Origin of the sequence: Pseudomonas siliginis (assembly GCF_019145195.1) — a bacterium.
Lineage (GTDB): Bacteria > Pseudomonadota > Gammaproteobacteria > Pseudomonadales > Pseudomonadaceae > Aquipseudomonas > Aquipseudomonas siliginis.
The window spans coordinates 131,872-149,606 of record NZ_JAHSTW010000008.1; the positions used below are offsets into that span (position 1 = coordinate 131,872).

Annotated in this window: 16 protein-coding genes; 9 read left to right on the forward strand and 7 right to left on the reverse strand. The window is 55.8% G+C overall.

Annotated features, from left to right (window positions below; genetic code table 11):
- Positions 1-7 precede the first annotated feature (7 nt).
- Both kdpA and kdpF read right to left on the reverse strand, forming a co-directional pair.
- A complete protein-coding gene (kdpA, locus tag KVG87_RS17010) occupies positions 8-1,702 on the reverse strand; it encodes a potassium-transporting ATPase subunit KdpA (RefSeq protein WP_217851710.1) in 1,695 nt (564 codons plus the stop codon).
- 8 nt (positions 1,703-1,710) lie between these two features.
- The gene (gene kdpF, locus KVG87_RS17015; protein ID WP_007899818.1) at positions 1,711-1,800 is read right to left on the reverse strand and encodes a K(+)-transporting ATPase subunit F; all 90 of its coding nucleotides are present in this window, start codon (positions 1,798-1,800) and stop codon (positions 1,711-1,713) included.
- Positions 1,801-2,223: 423 nt separating this feature from the next.
- Here kdpF and eat point away from each other — a divergent pair, with 423 nt between their 5' ends.
- The 3 genes from eat (at position 2,224) to KVG87_RS17030 (ending at position 4,580) form a co-directional block, all read left to right on the forward strand.
- Positions 2,224-3,588: an ethanolamine permease gene (eat, locus tag KVG87_RS17020; RefSeq protein ID WP_016770900.1), complete on the forward strand. Its 1,365-nt coding sequence runs from the start codon at positions 2,224-2,226 to the stop codon at positions 3,586-3,588.
- A gap of 129 nt (positions 3,589-3,717) precedes the next feature.
- The gene (locus KVG87_RS17025; RefSeq protein WP_016770901.1) at positions 3,718-3,885 is read left to right on the forward strand and encodes a DUF2897 family protein; all 168 of its coding nucleotides are present in this window, start codon (positions 3,718-3,720) and stop codon (positions 3,883-3,885) included.
- Positions 3,886-4,022: 137 nt separating this feature from the next.
- Positions 4,023-4,580 (forward strand): TetR/AcrR family transcriptional regulator, encoded by a 558-nt coding sequence (locus tag KVG87_RS17030; protein ID WP_217851711.1) that lies wholly within the window; start codon positions 4,023-4,025, stop codon positions 4,578-4,580.
- On the opposite strand, the gene fabF is transcribed toward KVG87_RS17030, so the two are convergent.
- From fabF to KVG87_RS17050, 4 genes are all read right to left on the reverse strand, one after another.
- Entirely contained in the window at positions 4,577-5,851 is a 1,275-nt protein-coding gene (gene fabF / locus KVG87_RS17035) for a beta-ketoacyl-ACP synthase II (protein ID WP_217851712.1), read from the reverse strand. The genes KVG87_RS17030 and fabF overlap by 4 nt on opposite strands.
- 205 nt (positions 5,852-6,056) lie before the next feature.
- Positions 6,057-6,392 carry a ComEA family DNA-binding protein gene (locus KVG87_RS17040; protein WP_122746666.1) on the reverse strand — a complete coding sequence of 112 codons (336 nt, stop codon included), beginning with the start codon at positions 6,390-6,392 and terminating at the stop codon, positions 6,057-6,059.
- 110 nt (positions 6,393-6,502) lie between these two features.
- Entirely contained in the window at positions 6,503-8,497 is a 1,995-nt protein-coding gene (locus tag KVG87_RS17045) for a polysaccharide biosynthesis protein (protein ID WP_217851713.1), read from the reverse strand.
- Positions 8,498-8,629: 132 nt separating this feature from the next.
- Entirely contained in the window at positions 8,630-8,992 is a 363-nt protein-coding gene (locus tag KVG87_RS17050; RefSeq protein WP_217851714.1) for a hypothetical protein, read from the reverse strand.
- Between KVG87_RS17050 and KVG87_RS17055 the strand changes: the two genes are divergently transcribed.
- The 6 genes from KVG87_RS17055 to KVG87_RS17080 all read left to right on the forward strand — a co-directional run bounded on the left by KVG87_RS17055 (position 8,979) and on the right by KVG87_RS17080 (position 16,590).
- The gene (locus tag KVG87_RS17055; RefSeq protein ID WP_217851716.1) at positions 8,979-11,078 is read left to right on the forward strand and encodes a glucosyltransferase domain-containing protein; all 2,100 of its coding nucleotides are present in this window, start codon (positions 8,979-8,981) and stop codon (positions 11,076-11,078) included. The genes KVG87_RS17050 and KVG87_RS17055 overlap by 14 nt on opposite strands.
- On the forward strand, positions 11,075-13,123 hold the full coding sequence (locus KVG87_RS17060) for a hypothetical protein (RefSeq protein ID WP_217851718.1): 2,049 nt from the start codon (positions 11,075-11,077) through the stop codon (positions 13,121-13,123). The genes KVG87_RS17055 and KVG87_RS17060 overlap by 4 nt, the downstream gene beginning before the upstream one ends.
- Positions 13,124-13,198: 75 nt before the next feature.
- A complete protein-coding gene (locus tag KVG87_RS17065) occupies positions 13,199-14,308 on the forward strand; it encodes a DegT/DnrJ/EryC1/StrS family aminotransferase (RefSeq protein WP_217851720.1) in 1,110 nt (369 codons plus the stop codon).
- 1 nt (position 14,309) lies between these two features.
- Complete coding sequence (locus KVG87_RS17070) at positions 14,310-15,245, forward strand: glycosyltransferase family 2 protein (RefSeq protein ID WP_217851721.1); 936 nt, start codon at positions 14,310-14,312, stop codon at positions 15,243-15,245.
- A complete protein-coding gene (locus KVG87_RS17075; RefSeq protein WP_217851722.1) occupies positions 15,242-16,189 on the forward strand; it encodes a WxcM-like domain-containing protein in 948 nt (315 codons plus the stop codon). Before KVG87_RS17070 ends, KVG87_RS17075 begins: the two co-directional genes overlap by 4 nt.
- Before the next feature lie 5 nt (positions 16,190-16,194).
- Positions 16,195-16,590, forward strand: a complete 396-nt coding sequence (locus KVG87_RS17080) for a GtrA family protein (RefSeq protein ID WP_252876708.1) — start codon at positions 16,195-16,197, stop codon at positions 16,588-16,590.
- A gap of 82 nt (positions 16,591-16,672) precedes the next feature.
- On the opposite strand, the gene KVG87_RS17085 is transcribed toward KVG87_RS17080, so the two are convergent.
- Positions 16,673-17,698 carry an MraY family glycosyltransferase gene (locus tag KVG87_RS17085; protein WP_217851723.1) on the reverse strand — a complete coding sequence of 342 codons (1,026 nt, stop codon included), beginning with the start codon at positions 17,696-17,698 and terminating at the stop codon, positions 16,673-16,675.
- Positions 17,699-17,735: the final 37 nt, after the last annotated feature.

Below are 17,735 nucleotides of genomic sequence, written 5' to 3' on the forward strand. Positions count from 1 at the left end.
GGATTCCTTAGAAGCCCATACTTAAATGTTCGGCGATAGGACCGAGCGCCAGCGTCGGCAAGAACGTCAGGCCGCCCACCAGCAAAATGGTCACGGTCAACAGGGTCACGAACAGCGGGCCGTGAGTCGGAAAGCTGTTCTGGCCGACCGGTGCGCTTTTCTTCATCGCCAGGCTACCGGCCAGTGCCAGCACCGGCAGGATGTAGCCGAAGCGGCCGATCAACATGCCCAGGCCGAGCATCAGGTTGTGGAACGGCGTGTTCGCGCCCAGGCCACCAAATGCCGAACCGTTGTTGGCGCTTGCCGAGGTGTAGGCATAGAGCAACTGACTGAAACCATGCGCGCCGGGGTTGCTGATGGTTGCCGCAGCGCTGGGAACCGTGGCGGCAATCGCGCCGAGCACGAGCACGCCGACCGGCATCACCAGCAGCGTCACCACCAGCAATTGCACTTCGCGGGCCTGGAGTTTCTTGCCGAGGTATTCCGGCGTACGACCGATCATCAGACCGGCGAGGAACACCGCGATCAGCACGTTGAGCAACATGCCGTAGAGCCCGGCGCCGACACCGCCGAAGATCACTTCGCCGACCATCATGTTGACCAGCGCGACCATGCCGCTCAGCGGGTTGAGGCTATCGTGCATGCCGTTCACCGAGCCGTTCGACGCCGCCGTGGTAGTCACCGACCACAGCACCGTCGCGGTAGTACCGAAGCGCGCTTCCTTGCCTTCCAGCGGCGCGGTCTGCTCGACGGCGGCATTGTTCAGGGTCGGATTCGGCTGATACTCGGCCCACAACGATGTCGCACCACCGATCAGGAATAACGCCAGCATGCAGGCGATGATCGCGCGGCTCTGACGCAGGTCCTTGACGTAATGGCCGAAGGTGAACACCAGCGCCACCGGGATCAGGATGATCGAAGCGACTTCGAACAGGTTGCTCCACGCGGTCGGGTTCTCGAACGGATGCGCCGAGTTGACCCCGAAGAAACCGCCACCGTTGGTGCCCAGCTGCTTGATCGCAATCTGGCTGGCCGCCGGGCCAAGCGGAATTACCTGATCAACACCCTGCAGCGTCACGGCATTTACATACTGAGCGAAAGTTTGCGGTACGCCCTGCCAGACCAGATACAGCGCCAGCAGCAGGCACAGCGGCAGCAAGCCATAGAGGGTGGCGCGGGTCATGTCGACCCAGAAGTTGCCGAGGGTCTGCGCCGACTTACGGCCGATGCCACGGCACAGCGCGACCAGCACGGCGAGGCCGGTGGCGGCGCTGACAAAGTTCTGCACGGTGAGACCGACCATCTGGCTCAGATAGCTGAGGGTCGCTTCGCCGCTGTAGGACTGCCAGTTGGTGTTGGTCATGAAACTGACCGCGGTATTGAACGCCTGGGTCCATTCCTGGCCGGGCAGATTTTGCGGGTTCAGCGGCAGGTGATCCTGGAACAGCAGAATCGTAAACAGCAGCAGGAAACCGGCAAGGTTGAACGCCAGCAGCGCCAGCGTGTACTTCTGCCAGCTCTGCTCCGCCTGCGCATCGACCCCGGCAAGACGATAGCAACCGCGCTCGACCGGGCCGAGAATCGGCGTCAGCCAGGTGCGCTGGCCCTCCATCACCTTGTAATAGAAGCGCCCAAGGAACGGCGCCGGCAGCAGGACCAGCGCAAAAAACCCGAGGATCAGCCAATAGTCATAACTGTGCATAGCCGCTCCTAGTTCCGGTCCGCGCGCAACAGCGCAACCAACAGATAAATGAACAGCCCCACTGCCAACAGCAGTGACACCCCGTCCAGAACGCTCATGGAAGATCTCCGTGTAACGGCGTATTGCCGTGTGTGCAGCGATTGTCGGGAAGGAGGCTGTAAAGGAACGAGAGCGAGGGCCGGCGTGGGTCATAAAGAAAGCGTAAAGAGTGGGTTTATGCCGGCGTTACAGCAGGTTTTTGCAGCGTCAGGTCGGACCTCATCGCGGGCAAGCCCGACTCCCACAGGTTATGCGCTGGAATCAAATTCAGCGGACGACGCAGAACCCTGTGGGAGCGGGCTTGCCCGCGAAGGCGGCATAACAGACTCCGCTGCTCCCAACTGGCGCACAAAAATCGCTCATCCAGCTGCGAACATCCCCGATACGACAGCTTTGAACTCATTACGACTTGTTTCACGGTGATGGCACGCCCACTGCACACGCCCTCCCCCGAGCTTTCCAATCCTTCAGGGAGCAAGCGCATGAACACACAACTCAAACCCACGCTGGGCACGTTGCACCTGTGGGGCATTGCCGTAGGGCTGGTGATTTCCGGGGAATATTTCGGCTGGAGTTACGGCTGGGGCGTGGCCGGTACGCTGGGTTTTCTGGTGACCTCATTCATGGTCGCGACCATGTACACCTGCTTCATCTTCAGCTTTACCGAACTGACCACCGCGATTCCCCATGCCGGTGGGCCATTTGCCTACAGCCGCCGCGCGTTTGGCGAAAAAGGCGGATTGATCGCCGGACTGGCCACACTGATCGAATTCGTCTTCGCCCCGCCAGCGATTGCTTTGGCGATTGGCGCGTATCTCAATGTGCAATTCCCGGCACTGGACCCGAAACACGCGGCGGTCGGGGCGTACATCGTGTTCATGGGCCTGAACATTCTCGGAGTGAAACTGGCCGCGACCTTCGAGCTGATCGTCTGCGTGCTGGCGGTGGCTGAGTTGCTGGTGTTCATGGGCGTGGTCGCGCCGGCGTTCAGCTTCAGCAACTTCGCACTGAATGGTTGGGCCGGTTCCGACGTCTTCGGCGCGCCGGCGATTGCCGGGATGTTCGCAGCGATTCCATTTGCGATCTGGTTCTTTCTCGCCATCGAAGGCGCCGCCATGGCCGCGGAAGAAGCCAAGGACCCGAAACGCACGATCCCAAAAGCCTACATCAGCGGCATCCTGACCCTGGTGCTGCTGGCAATGGGCGTGATGTTCTTCGCGGGCGGCGTCGGCGACTGGCGCACCTTGTCCAACATCAACGACCCACTGCCGCAGGCGATGAAAACCGTGGTCGGTGACAACTCCGGCTGGCTGCACATGCTGGTGTGGATCGGCTTGTTCGGCCTGGTCGCCAGTTTCCACGGCATCATCCTTGGTTATTCGCGGCAATTCTTCGCCCTCGCCCGCGCCGGTTACCTGCCCGCTTCGCTGGCAAAACTGTCACGCTTCCAGACCCCGCACCGCGCAATCATCGCTGGCGGGCTTATCGGCATCGCGGCGATCTACAGCGACGGCCTGATCAACCTCGGCGGTATGACACTCACCGCAGCGATGATCACCATGGCCGTGTTCGGCGCGATCGTGATGTACATCATGAGCATGCTCAGCCTGTTCAAACTGCGTAAATCGGAACCGAATCTGGAGCGCACTTTCCGCGCGCCGTGCTATCCGCTGGTTCCACTGATCGCGCTGGTGCTGGCGGTGGTTTGCCTGGTGGCGATGGCGTGGTTCAACACGCTGATCGGGCTGATTTTCCTTGGATTCATGGCGGTGGGGTTCTGCTACTTCATGCTCACCGGACAACTGCGCGCCGATGCGCCGGCGGATGCGATGTTGACCGGTCTGTAACACGATTCGGGTGTGCCGGGCATAAGCGGCCTAGAATGGAACCACCGCGAAGTCGTTTCGCTCAAAGGTGGTATGCAGCATTGCACGGCGAAGTCCTCGCCCGTCGAGCTGCCATTAAGGAGAGCCGTTATGCCCTGGTATGCCTGGTTGATTCTGGTCGTTGCGATCGGCTCGATTGTCGGCGGATTGATGATGTTGCGCGACACCGCCAACAAGGTCGAACTGACCGATGAAGAACGCAAGCGCGTCGCACAGCGCAATGCCGAAGCGGATGCCAAGGATGCACAAGACCGCTGATACCAACCCCGCCGCAATGGCGGGGTTTGTTTTTTCAACACAATCGGACGTACCCGCAGGCTGTTTAGATTTTAGAAGTACAGTCACCATTTAATCTTCCGTGGTTAAGATGGCAGCATCGTCGCGGAGAGCTCCACATGCGTTACTCGCCAGATCACAAAGCCCAGACCCATCAACGCATCATCAAGGAGGCTTCCGCCCGATTTCGCAAGGACGGTATCGGCGGCACCGGCCTGCAGCCTTTGATGAAAGCCCTGGGCTTGACCCATGGCGGTTTCTACTCGCACTTCAAATCCAAGGAAGAGCTGGTCGAAAAAGCCCTGCAAGAGGCCGGCGAGCAAGTCGCGGGCCTGTGCGAAGAAATCTTCGCGCAGGAAAACCCTCTGCAAGTGTTCATCGACACCTACCTGTCGGAGTGGCATCAGACCTCGCCCCACGAAGGCTGCCCGCTGCTGACCATTTCCTCGGAGCTGGGCCTGCGCGGCCAGCCAAGCCCCACCAGTGACGAAGTCCTCAATGCTCGCCTCGAACAAATTCAAGGCACGCTCGAAGGCGAGAACAGCGCCGATCGCAGCATTGTCATCATGGCGACCCTGGCTGGCGCATTGCTGCTGTCACGCAGCGTCGCGGATGTCGACTTTGCTCAGCGCATCCTCGACGTCACCCGCGAACATCTCAAGCAATCGAGCGATTAACCCTCCCAGCGCTTGAACAACACGCTCGCATTGACCCCGCCAAAACCGAAGCCGTTGGACAAGGCATATTTGATCGCCATCGACCGCGCCTGACCATGGACGATGTCCACCCCTTCGCTCGCCGGATCCGGGTTGTCAAAGTTGAGCGTTGGTGGCACCACCTGATCACGAATCGCCAGCAGCGTGAAAATCGCCTCCAGCCCGCCGGCCGCGCCGAGCAAATGACCGGTAGCGGATTTGGTCGAAGTCACGGCGATCTGGTTCTGCGTGCCAAACACCGCCTTGATCGCCGCCAACTCGCCGAGATCGCCGACCGGCGTCGACGTCGCATGTGCGTTGAGGTGTTGCACCTGATCCGGCGTCACACCGCCCTGAGCCAGTGCCAATTGCATCGCCCGGCGAGCGCCGCTGCCGTCTTCCGGCCCGGCGGTAAGATGATATGCATCAGCGGTGGTGCCGTAACCGACCAGTTCGGCCAGCGGCTTCGCACCGCGTGCAAGCGCATGTTCCAGCGACTCGATGACCAATAGACCGGCGCCCTCGCCCATCACGAAACCATCGCGCCCACTGTCGAAGGGACGCGAAGCTTTTTCCGGGGTGTCGTTGTAGCCGCTGGACAGCGCCCGCGCCGCCGCGAAACCGGCGAGACTGACGCGATCGATCGAAGCTTCAGCACCGCCACATACTGCGATGTCCGCCTCCCCCGCCCTGATCAACCGCGCTGCATCGCCGATCGCCTGAACCCCGGCAGCACATGCGGTAACCGGAGCACCCAACGGCCCTTTGAGGCCATGCTGGATCGACACATGACCCGCCGCGAGATTGACCAGAAACGATGGAATGGTGAACGGCGACAAACGCCGGGGGCCACGGCTGTCGGTGGTACGCACCGCATCGGCAATGGCACCGAAACCACCGACACCCGAGCCGATGATTGTTGCAGTGCGCTCCTGGCTTTCAGCGTCCGCCGGATGCCAGCCGGCCTGCTCCAGCGCCTGCCGCGCCGCTTCCATGGCAAACATGATGAAGCGATCCATTTTCTTCTGTTCTTTGGGCGGCGTCGCACGATCCGGATCAAACCCGGCCTCCGCGTCCTCCTCCACCGTCGGCACACTCCCGCCGACCCGGGTTGGCAGATCAGCCACAACCGCATCGGGCAAGTTGCGCAACCCGGAACGACCGGCCAGCAAACGCTGCCAGACAATTTCAACATCACTGCCCAAGGGTGAAACCAGGCCCATGCCCGTGACGACGACTCGACGTTGGTTCATATCGTGGTTACCCCTTATCAATTCAAAATTCGACGTGTAGCGGTGTGCGGCGATTCGACTGCTGAATCAGTCCCGAGCGAAATTATTATAGGCATAATCAAGGCGCAATATGATACTCGTAATTTTCAGCGTTCAGGCATCCACCCGATCAGCATCCAATAAAAAGGCCGGTCAATGACCGGCCTCTCGGCGTTGAACTATCAGCTTAGTTCACTTCCAGCTTTTCACGATTGCGATCCAGAATCGCCTTGCCAATCCCCTTCACTTCCAGCAATTCATCCACCGACGCGAACGGCCCGTTTGTATCCCGATACGCAACAATCGCCTGCGCCTTCGCCTCACCCACACCCGCCAACTCCTTCTGCAACGTCGCCGCATCCGCGCCGTTGAGATCGACCTTCGCGCTTGCCGAGGGCGCTGCCGCATCCATCAGCAAAGGCGCCTTTATTGTCTCGGTGGGCGCTACAGGCGCAGCAATCGCAGCGATCGAGGCGCTGGTGAGGAAAGCAAAAATCAGCGAGTAGAAATAACCGGTACGCATAAGTGACGCTCCATCATCGTTTTAGAAAGCAGCTTTTCCCAAGCTGCTCTCCAAACGTAGGTCATGATAGAGCGAAGTCAAAAATGCGAGCGTTACAGGATGTGAAATAATCAGGGTTCGAGGCGGCGTTGCTGGTAGATCCAGTCGACGATTTCGCCATCAGGGGTGTACCCGCTCACCGTTTCGCGCAGAACCTGGCGGACGCGGGAGTAGTCATCCACGTCGACAGCCGCGAGCAGCTCACCCAAACGTGACTTCAGAACATCCCATGGCAGATGATCCTCATTGGCGGTCATGATCATCGGATGCGGCGTGGCTGCAACATTGTCGCCGATCAGCAGTTCCTCGTAGAGTTTCTCTCCGGGACGCAACCCTGTGAACTCGATGGAAATATCGCCCTGAGGGTTGCGCTCGGAACGAATACTCAAACCGGACAGATGAATCATTTTCTCGGCCAGTTCCACGATTCTCACCGGTTCGCCCATGTCCAGCACGAACACATCACCGCCCTGCCCCATGGATCCTGCCTGAATCACCAGTTGCGCAGCTTCCGGAATCGTCATGAAGTAGCGAGTGATTTTCGGGTGGGTAACCGTCAGCGGACCGCCGGACTTAATTTGACTGTGAAACAGCGGGATCACCGAGCCGGACGAGCCCAGTACGTTGCCGAAACGGACCATGGTGAAGCGGGTTTTGTTGACCCGGGAAACATTGGCCTTGTCGCCAAACAGGACAGGGGCGATTTCGTGACTCAAGGCTTGAAGGATCAATTCGGCCAAACGCTTGGTGCTGCCCATCACGTTGGTGGGCCGGACAGCCTTGTCGGTCGAAATCAGCACAAAGTTCGAAACACCGGCCTGCAATGCGGCTTGAGCCGTATTAAGTGTTCCCATCACATTGTTCAGCACGCCTTCGGCAATGTTGTGCTCCACCATCGGCACATGCTTGTAAGCGGCAGCGTGGTAGACCGTGTCCACGCTCCAGGTCTTCATGACATCCAGTATTTTTTCCGGGTGGCGAATCGAACCGAGAATGGGCAGCAATTTTGTCGATACCGACTCACGATCCGCACGCTGCTCCAACTCGGAAAGAATGCTGTAAAGGTTAAATTCGCTGTGCTCGAACAGCAAAAGCGATTTTGGCCCCAGTGAAAAGATCTGCCGGCACAACTCGGAACCTATTGATCCCCCCGCCCCAGTCACCATCACCGTTTTGCCCTTAATGCAGCGCTCAAGCAAATCATGCTGCGCCGGGACCGCGTCCCGCCCGAGCAAGTCCGCAATATCGACTTCCTGAATGTCATCGACCTTCACGCGACCGCTGGCCAGGTCGGTAAAATTAGGAACACTGCGCACGTGCAAAGGAAAACCCTCCAGCATATTGAGGATCTCCCTGCGTCGAGCACGGGTCGAAGACGGCAGTGCCAGCAAAATTTCTTGCGCACCGGTGACGTCGATCATTTGTTGAATATGTTTGGGTTTATAGACTTGGAGACCGGAGATTGAGCGGTCCGAGATTCCTGAGTCATCATCGATAAAGGCTACGGGACGCATCGCCCTTCCCATGCGCAACGCAGCGACAAGCTGATTGCCAGCTACGCCCGCCCCGTAGATCGCCACTTTGGTCAGACCATCGTCGCGATTGGCAAAAGGAACGTGCTGAGCGGCGGTGAACCAGTCCCCCATGAAGTACTGGCGCATGCAGAGACGAAGCCCGCCGATGATCACAAGGCTGAGCCACCAATAATTGAAGATGATCGAGCGCGGCACGATGGCTTCGTGATTACTGTACCAATAGACCACCAAAGCCAGGATCAGCGAGGACAGACTGACTGCTTTAATGATCACCACCAGCGCGTCATTACCGAAATAACGCATCACTGCCCGGTACATGCCGAACCTTATGAATAGAGGAATGGCGACGAGCGGAGCACAGACAAACAACCACAAGTGCACTTTCAACGGATTGACCATCTCGTCGATACCCAGACGGACGATAAACGCCAACCACAAGGCTACCCAGACGAGCAAAACATCTGTAAGCACCTGAATCAATCGCTTCTGGCGGCGCGGTAAACCCAGCAAGAACTCGCGCATTCTGTCCATATTCCCCTGTACCAATCTGGCCTGCTCCCTTTGGTTAATCGGCGGGTACATTGTACGGAGGTAGTGAACTTCGTTACAGAAAAAAGAATGTGATGAGGACGTGCCCCCCTAACGAGCCGCCATCACTGAATCTTACGGTGATCTCACCGCCCCCATTCGTTTATCACCCGTCACCTGCACCATGCGATGTCTGTGCTGCGACATCATGGTCGAGTGAGTATACTGCGCAGCAAATTTCCTGCACCTCGCCACCGCGAATTCGGGATCAAAAAAGAAAACCCGACCTGGGATGATTTTTCCAATGCCCCAGGCACGAAAAGGCTTTGTTGTTGACGCGACTGCTCGCTGGTGTACGGCCAGTAACAGCGAAAGTGAAGACATTACAATCAGAATGACGAAAAGGAAGTGAAAACAAGTGACGACAACAGGGCGCGGCATTAACTTGAAAAACATTGTCAAATGGGTCCTTCCCTGCATTTTCATGACGTTGGTCATCGCTTTTATTCTGTTGAAAAGCCCTGCGCTGGATCCTGTCGTCAGTATTAGCACCAGCCAATTCCCTGCGACGCAGTCCCAGTTATTTTACAAACGCATGGATGACTATAAGGAAAGAAATTCCAAAATCAGCAAACTGGATATGGAGAACCATACCTTTAGCTTTGCGTTGCCAAAGTACGATGAGAATCTGCGTTGGGACCCATTGGAAAAATCCGGTTCCTTCTATGTCAAGGCTGTGACGATCAGCGTGCTGGTTTATACCCGCTCTATTGAACTCGACAACCTGACGCCGATGGCACAGATTGAGGCGTCCGCCCGCGAAACGAAAATTGTCAAATTCACAACGCCGTCGGGTGCGACTGACCCACAGATAAACATTCACCTTAACTACAAGCTACTCGACAAAGTGCGCTACGTTTTCGCGCTCTTGCTCGGACTGGCCAGCGCATTTGCCATTCTTTCCTGGATCAAATGGCATTCACGGATCCTAGACTTCCTGCAGGGTGATCGCGATTGTACCGCACAATTGAAATCATTCTTCAGACAAGAAAACTTCAGTCTTAACGAATTCACAAAGTTACTCGGCATCGGGGTTTTTCTTAATATAATCCCGGTCGTCAATTTCTTTTTGTCTGTTGATGATGAACGGGGCGCCTTCCGTACCGACCCATCCATCTGGATCGCCGATGGCCGATGGACAGCCTATCTGGTAGAAAAGTTTATCTTCCCTCAGCCAGTAATGCCTTTCGTTCCTAATCTTTTCTTTTACGCTTGCGTTGCGCTGGCGTACATGTTCCTGATCAGGGCACACCGTCTCACATTCGGCTGGATTGCCGCCCTGGCCTACTGCATTTTCATTGCGCACCCGATTTGGTGGTTCATTGGCGAGTTCTACTCCAACATTCCTTCGATCGGTGTAGGCGTACTGGCACTGTCGATCGGCATCTTTGTATTTTCAAAATGCCATATCGGCGACGACTTGAAAGGCAAAACTGCCCGCTTGGCGTTGCTTTCCAGCGTATTGCTGTCCGTGGCAATCGGCGCATACCAATCACTGGTCATGTTCTATATTGTTGCCGGTCTCGGTGTCGTTCTTTTCAACTTCCGAAAAGACAACCCGACAGCCGTACTATCAATTTATCCGACAATCCAGCGTGCAGGCTTGTTGCTCGGCACCCTCGTTGGCGGCGTTGCTTCCTATGTCATCATAAACAAGCTTGCCCAACTGGCTTACCCTTCCGACCGTGGTTACATCGATAACTTTCTACGTATCAACGAACTGATCGCGGATCCTGTTCTAATTACCAAGCTGGTTTTGTTAGAAGCGTGGAAACTTTACTCAGGCTCCCCTCTGAGCTACGGCGTTTCATTCTTCAGTGCGGCCGTCGCATTGGGATTTGCAGCCCTCTTCCTGGTCACACAGAATACTTGGAAAGCTGCTTTGTGGATGACTCTCCTCATCGGAGCATTGTTGATCTCCCCATTCCTGCTGAACTTCGTCGCCGGAGGTATTTATTTGCCTCTGCGTGCCATGCTGGCCATTTCCTTTGTTGCGTGGTTCACCACGATCATCGTTCTGGAAAAACAGGGGCTGTTGCGGATCCTCGGCGCTGTGCTCGCAGTCGCACTGCTATTCCAGATGATTTCGGTAAATGGTCAATACTCGGCAAGCACAATGATGGCCACGACCCACGACCGATTCACCGCCGAGGCGCTTTACGATCGAATCAGCAAGGCCAACCCCGAATTTGACAAGAATGAACGCATCATGGTCGATGTTTATGGGCGAATGCCATTCGCGAGCCGCTATCCAGGCCCGGAAACCTCGACCATGAGTTCTTCGTTTTTCGATTGGGACCAAGGCAACGTCTATCGCATGCTGGAATACATGCGCCTGATCGGTTTCTCGAATGTTTATGCCATGGGCAACGCGCTGCGTATTCCGTTGACGCCGCACTTTGACAACATGCCGGTATGGCCGGCAGAAGGCTCCGTGCGATATGAAAACGGCGTTTATCTTGTCAAGTTGAGCGAAGTTGCCGACCCGACGCACGCACAGTACAAGCGAGTCGAGTCGCAATGATTAACAAGGCAGGCATGCGACCCTTTTTCGCCTACCTTGCGCTTGCCGGGCTGTCTTTGCTGGCAGCACTTGCGTCCCTTTATCTCGCCAAGGCAACCGGTACGTTCGACGCCACCAGACACAACATTTGCTTGAGCATTGATTCGTCATCCAAAGGCGTGACGCAACTGTTCTGGTCCAGCGAATCTGGCGCTTTCAGTGAATCACAATCGGATTCGCAAAGAATCGACGCCGGTACTCAGCGTGTTTGCTTCTCGGTCGCGACAGGTCAGCGCTTCCTGCGCTGGGATCCCAACAACGTTGCGTCCGAGATGCGTGTCAGCCAAGGCGAAATAAACTTTTGGGGTCTGCGGCAAGCGCTGCCGCTAAGCGTTCTGGCTCCTGCCAATGCACCAACGTCATTGTCGACCGAAGCGTCTTCGGTCACATTGACGTTTGATAATGACGACCCGCAATTCAAGTTCGAAATCAGCGACTCGGTCAGGTTCAAGGAAATAGCTTATAGCGCAGCGCTGCTGACTTTCGCTTATTGGCTGATCCTGAGCTGCACGCTGTTCATCCTCGGGAAAATAATTTTCGACGAAAGCATCGCCTATCGCATGTCGGTATTGGCGGCGCTTCTTTTGATAGCCGTATATCAATTAACCGGACTTATTGCGGTGGGCGATGGTGCGGGCTGGGACGGCAACGCCTATTTGAATCTTCTGTTCGACTGGAAAAATTCCGGGCATATTCCTGTCACGGATCCCTACCGTATCAGTCGCCTCACCGGCTTTTTTCCAACGGTAGTAGCAGAGTTCCTGCTAGATCTGACCAGACACCAGCTTTTATATGTACAGATGTCTTTCAATGTGCTCGGTATCAGCGTAGCCGCCGGGCTATTTACTGACTACTTGATGAAGTCCGGCATCCCGACCAGGCGGGCAGTGCAGTACACAACTGCCTTACTTTTGACGTGGCCAATCCTGGTCATGTCGACTTACTACCCCCTTTTAAGCGACCATTTGGCAATAGTGCTGTCGTGCTGGAGCTTGTGGTGCTTTTCGCACAAACACTTCAAATGGCTACTGGCAACCTGCCTGATAGCACCATTGATCATGCCAGGCTTGGTTCTCCTGCCGCTGACGCTTCTCACCTTCTCACAGCCAGAAACGCAAGCTTCCTTCATCAACCGTCTGACTTTCGGCATGAAAGTCAGGATGCTGGTTTTTCTAGGTCTGGCTGCCGCCATGGTGGGTTATGCGTGCCTGTGGTTCACACGTATCGAAGACAGCGAACTCTTACATGTCGGTTCTACACTTGCCTCGGGCATTCCTGGACTCAGATGGCTTAGCTCCACTTACTTGATTCTGGCCCTGATTGGCGTTGCCTGGCTTTGGAGTCGACTTCTGGGGCGTGATGGTGCGTTGCCAGTATTGTCCATCAAGTGGTTTTTCCTGGCCGCCATTGCGACGGCGTGCGGCCATGCCATTCTCTACTTCGGACTGGACTGGAGCCAGGGATTCCGAGGCCCGGACTTAGTGCAGAACATGTTTTATCAAGGTTTGAATACGCCATTCAAACCCATCCTCTCGCACTTTAGTTATTTTGGCCCATGCTTGCTTATTGCCTTGCAGCTAGTGTGGACCAGCAATCGAAGCGCGCGCACGGTGCGCGCCGTACAAATTGCCATATTGGGATTCTTGCCACTGTTGGTCGTCGGTTCCGAAAGTCGCCAATGGATCGCCATTCTTCCATTTCTGGTAGCGTACGTTGCGCAATCCGGAGTTTCGGATAAAACCACGAAGCTGATTCTTTATTTTTCCCTGCTGATGGCGATCCCATTATTCTGGCTGGCCAAGTCCATAGCCAGCGCCTTTGCATCGGGCTTACCCATGAGTGATCCATTGTGGCAGCTGTACTTTGGGCGTCAGGGACCATGGATGTCGCATTCGACGTACCTGATCACTGCGATTGCGTGCATGATCTTCACGGCTGCATGGTGGCTGACACGGCCAACCACCCCTAAATCGGCGGATTACGTCGGCTCAGACTTGCCAGATTGAGCCGACATCACTGTCTGAATGTGTAGTAAAATTGCGGCCATTATCATGTGCGCAGTCAAAAATTCTGGATGGATCATGGACGCAAATCATCAAATTCCTTTGTTTTCTGCAGTAGCGGCGAATTCCGGTATTGATTTTTCCGAACCGCTTAGGCGCGTCGTTAATCGGCACTGGTACATTTTGGGTGAAGAAGTAAAGAACTTCGAACGAGAGTTCGCCAACTATGTCGGCGCAGAACATTGCATCTCGGTCGCGAACGGCTCGGAAGCACTGGAAATCGCCTTGCTGGGCATGGGTGTGGGCCCGGGTGATCGTGTTGTCACCGTTGCCAACGCCGGGTTTTATAGCAGCACCGCCATCCACGCTGTCGGCGCCGAGCCGGTATATGTCGATGTCGATGAGAGCACTTTGACCATGTGCCCGAAATCACTGGAGAAGGCGCTGGCCCAACCGGCGAAGGTCGTGATTGTCACGCACCTTTACGGACAGTTGGCAGACATCGAAACTCTGGCAGCCATTTCTCGCTCGGCCGGGGCGGTCGTGCTCGAAGATTGCGCCCAGTCCCACGGTGCGCGCTCTGATAATCGGCTTTGTGGATCGTTCGGCGACCTGGCCTGCTTCAGCTTTTACCCCACCAAAAACCTCGGCGCACTGGGCGACGGTGGCGCGATCGTAACTTCATCCTCCGAGATTGCCGCCCGCCTGCTCACGCTTCGCCAATACGGCTGGTCGACCAAATATCACGTTACCGTTCCGCACGGACGTAACAGCAGACTCGATGAAATGCAGGCTGCAATCCTGCGGGTCAAACTGCCTCTACTCGACCAATGGAACGAGCAGCGCCGCTCGATTGCCAGCCGCTACTGTGCAGCCTTCAGCCAACTGCCAGTCAAATTGCCTGAAAGTCTGGGCGACGACTTCGTTGCCCACCTGTTTGTAATGCGTGTCGAAAATCGTGAAGCGTTCACTGCCTACCTAAAAGAGTATGGCGTCAGTACCGATGTTCACTATCCAGTTCCAGACCACTGGCAAACAGCGTACACACCGCGCGAAACATTCAATCTTCCGGTGACCGAGTCAGCATGCACCCGACTGGTCTCCTTACCTTGCTTCCCTGGGCTGACCGATCAGCAAGTCGATCGTGTCATTGAAGTGGTTTGCGCCTACTTCAAGCAGGAGATTTAGGGTGCTTTCGCTGGTTATTCCGGTTTACCGTAACGAGGAATCGCTGCCGTCATTGCTCAAAGCCGTCGATGATTTGAACGTCGAGCTTCAAGGCGCGCTTGAGGTGGTTTTCGTGGTCGATGGCAGCCCGGATCGCTGTTACGAGATCCTGCGAGATCGCCTGCCCGAGCAACGTTTTGCCTCCCAGCTGATTCTGCTGTCGAAGAACTTCGGTTCTTTCATGGCGATACGTACAGGTTTGCAGCATGGGAAGGGTCGCACGTTTGCCGTAATGGCCGCCGACCTGCAAGAGCCGCCAAGCCTGGTGCTGACCATGAACCGGGTGTTGAATACTGAGCCGGTGGATGTAGTAGTCGGTGTCCGCGAGGGTCGTGACGACCCATTCCTGTCGAAACTGGCATCGAAAACCTTCTGGGGTCTGTACAAACGTTACGTTATCCCGGAAATGCCTGACGGCGGCGTCGACATGTTCGGCTGCAACCTGGAGTTTCGCGACAACCTGCTCAAACTCGAAGAACGCCACAGCTCTTTGATCGCGCAGATTTTCTGGCTGGGTTTCCGCCGACAGGTAGTCAGTTACACTCGAGTTGCCCGGCAACACGGCAAGTCGGCGTGGACATTGCGAAAGAAAGTGAACTATCTGATGGACAGTGTCTTCTCGTTCACGGACTTGCCCATTCGCCTGCTTATTCGTGTAGGTGCAGCCGGCTCAGCACTCTCGGCGTTATACGGCGTCAGTGTAATCCTCGCGAAGATAGGCGGCATGATCGATGTCCCTGGTTATGCCATGACACTGTTTACCATTACCCTGCTGGGCAGCCTCAATCTGCTGGGGCTCGGCGTGATCGGTTCGTACGCCTGGCGTACATATGAAAATACCAAAGGGCGCCCTTTGGCGATCCCTATGAAAGTTTCTGAGTTTGGAGCCAATAAATGATTGATTCGCGCGATTTTTTCGTTCATGACCGTGCGATTTGTGAATCGTCCACTATCGGTAAAGGCTCGCGTATCTGGGCGTTTGCACACGTATTACCGAACGCTCGTATCGGCGCAGAGTGCAACGTGTGCGATAACGTGTTTGTCGAGAACGACGTCATCATTGGTGACCGGGTAACACTCAAATGCGGCGTTCAGGTTTGGGACGGCATCACCATAGAAGACGATGTTTTCGTGGGACCGAACGTCACGTTCACCAATGACAAGTTTCCACGCAGCAAAATCTATCCGGAAGCGTTTTCTCGCACCATCATCCGCAAAGGTGCATCTCTGGGCGCCAATTCGACGATCCTGCCCGGAATTACCATTGGCACCTCGGCAATGGTCGGCGCAGGCGCGGTCGTCACCAAATCCGTTCCACCGAATGCTATCGTGGTCGGTAACCCAGCGAAAATCATCGGCTACGTCGATGCCAAGCCTACCGAAGGCACAGTCGTAGACAACCCGGTAAAAGTCGGCCAATCAGATGTCCATCCTTGTGGCGTTACGCTGCACCGCATGATGGAAGCCGTCGATATGCGCGGCAGCCTGAGCGTTGGCGAATGCGGCAAGGACGTTCCGTTCGAAGTGAAGCGTTACTTCCTGGTAACCAACGTTCCGACTGCTGAAACACGTGGTGAACATGCTCACCGCGAATGCCACCAGTTTCTGGTATCGGTCAAAGGCACCGTTCACGTAGTTGCCGACAATGGAAAGCACCGCCAGGAGTTTGTTCTGGACCACCACACACTGGGCCTGTTCCTGCCAGCAATGACCTGGGGTATTCAGTACAAGTACTCGGCGGACGCGGTTCTGCTGGTTTTCGCTTCCGAGCATTACGCTGCTGACGACTACATCCGCGATTACGATCAATTCCTGATCGAGAAAAAAGCGCAGATTGGTTAATAGCCGTGAAAATTTCCGAACTGATGGAAATCAGGTTTTTCCGGTTCCTCCTGACAGGCGGGCTGAACACCGGAATTACGTATGCGCTGTATCTTATATTGCTCAGTGTACTTCCCTACACATGGGCTTATTCGATCAGCTATGTTTGCGGGATTGTTTTCGCGTTCGTGATGAGCCGGTTCCTTGTCTTCAAAGAACACCAGGGGATCAAATCGATCCTGCTGTTCCCACTCGTCTACGTCGCGCAATACGTATTGGGGATGTTTGTCGTCTGGTTCTGGGTCAAACAGCTGTCGCTGCCTGAATACCTAGCTCCACTGGCGGCGATCATTCTGTCGCTACCACTTACATACGTATTGACGAAGCTGGTATTCGTCAAACCCGGAGCGATTACTCGCTAAAAAAAGGCAGACGGAATAATCCGTCTGCCTTTTTTAATAGCTGAACGCTATCAGCGCAATCAGGCTGATCCCGCCTCGATGTTCATGCCGCAACATCCTTTTCGGATTTTCCCGCGCTGAACCGCAACGCCAGAATGAATAGTGGCACGTAAGCCACCACGGCACCGACAAAGCCATTCAGCTTGAAGTGCGTGACAGCCACTGCAATCGGCAGGAGCCAAAACACATTGATCAAGCCCACGACAAGGGTCACCGGCAGGTGCTTGCCATAACGGCGCGAGGCGAATTGGTATGCATGACTGCGATGCGCTTCATACACTTTCTCGCCGCGCAGCAATCGACGCAACAAGGTGAAAGTTGCGTCGACGATGAACACCCCGAGCACGATCAACCAACCCCAGAAGTACTCAAATGAGGCATTGGCGGCCTGTATCGACAAAATGCCCAAGACGATACCCAGAAAGCCGCTGCCCGCATCGCCCATGAAAATCTTCGCTGGCGGAAAGTTCCACAACAGGAATCCTCCCGCACAACCAGCCAGTAGCAGGGCCGGCCCCATCAGCCCGACATACCCGTCCAAGGCGTACAGCACGCACGCCCCGACACACGCAGTTACCGCCTCGACCCCGGCAATCCCGTCGATACCGTCCATAAAATTGTAGAGATTGAGCATCCAGACGAGGTAGAGGCTAGCCAATACAAACCCGCCCCAGCCCAGATCGAAGACCTGTCCGAACACACTGACGGGCGGTAGGCCACCCAACCAGGCCAACGCCCAGATCGCCGCGCAAAAGTGCCCAAGTAAACGCCAGCGCGCAGCAATATGGCCATGATCATCCATGAATCCGATGATCGCCACCAGGCTGCCAGCACCGACGATCGCAGCGAAATCTCTGAATGCGATCAAGTCAGCAGCATACAGCGAGCACATGGCGACAAGGAACGTCACGACGATCGCAACCCCCCCTCCCCTTGGCGTGGGGACCGTATGCGAACTACGGGCATTGGGAATATCCATCAGACTTCTGGCAAGGGCATACCGGCGCAAAACAGCAGTCAGAAGGAACGAAATAATTAAAGCGATCAGCACAAACCAGCTGAAATTCATCGCGGCAGTAGCTCCAAATAAAAGCCAGCATTCGTCA